The organism is Microcoleus sp. PH2017_08_TRC_O_A, from assembly GCF_020738665.1.
Taxonomy (GTDB): Bacteria; Cyanobacteriota; Cyanobacteriia; order Cyanobacteriales; family Microcoleaceae; genus Microcoleus.
Genome location: NZ_JAEQCE010000209.1, coordinates 1 through 1,198 on the forward strand (window position 1 = coordinate 1; position 1,198 = coordinate 1,198).

At 45.6% G+C, this 1,198-nt stretch carries 1 pseudogene; it reads left to right on the forward strand.

The annotated features are described in order from the left end of the window. Window positions 1-78: 78 nt before the first annotated feature. Window positions 79-1,193: pseudogene (locus tag JGK22_RS33095) on the forward strand (ISAs1 family transposase). Window positions 1,194-1,198 lie beyond the last annotated feature (5 nt).

Below are 1,198 nucleotides of genomic sequence, written 5' to 3' on the forward strand. Positions count from 1 at the left end.
CAGGGCTATTTCGTTCTAGACAGTAGACAGGGTTTAGGTTTAGAGTTTAGAAGTCGGATTCACCCTAACTTATGATTTATGAGTTCCCTAGCAATTGTAGAAGCATTTTCGGAATTACCCGACCCACGGCGTGGAGCGGGCTGTCGTCATGAGTATGCGGTCTGTTTAGCGTTATTTACCCTGGCGATTAGCGCAGGATGTGGTGGTTTTCTAGCCATCGGGGATTGGTTAAAGGCTTACCGCGAACCTCTGATTGCGCTGTTTGGGTTCCCGAAGCATGGGATTCCTTCCTACAGTACGCTTCGTCGGGCGTTACTGGACTTGGATTATCAATCCTATGGCGCTTGCGTCGCTTCTTTCTGCAAAATTGAACCGAAAAGAGGTGAAACCATTGCCTTAGATGGAAAAGTCCTCCGTGGCTCTTACAACATTGAAACGGGTGATAATCGGACCCCATCCCATCCAGCGATTCAATTGGTGACGGTCTACTTGGTCGAACGAGGACTGATTTTAACTCCCCAACAAGTGGATTGTAAAACCAATGAAATCAAAGCGATTCCACCCGTTTTGGAAGCCTTGGCCCAACGGGGAGTCGTCTTTGCCTTCGATGCCTTGAATACTCAAAAAAAACTTGTGAGCTAATTATTGAGTCTGGGAATGACTATCTCGGTGCCTTAAAAGGGAATCATAGCCATTTTCATGAGCAAATTAAGGAGAAATTTCAATCAGAATCCCATATTAATACCGTTGAAACGGGCCACGGACGAGTGGAACGACGAAGTGTGAGTTTGTGGACAGGCTGGCATGGACTATCGGAGAGCGAAGACTGGGCCGGACTACGAATTATCATTCGAGTCACGAGTTATCGACACCTGTTAAAAGGTAAATATATTCAAATCAAGAAGCCTGAAACCAGGTACTACATTAGTTCATTGGATGAAACGGTGGAACAATTTGCAACTAGAATTCGCGATTACTGGGGTGTTGAAAATAAGGTCCACTATGTCCGAGATGTGACTCAAGGAGAAGATGCTTCTAGAGTTCGAGTTGGCGATCTCCCAGCCATTTTTGCAATTGCTCGTAATTTAGCACTCAATCTTTATCGAGAAGCTGGAGAAACAAATATGGCACAGGCACAACGGCTCGCTGGCTATGGTCTAGACGTTTTGAAGAAGCTGTTTAGAATGAAATAGCCCTG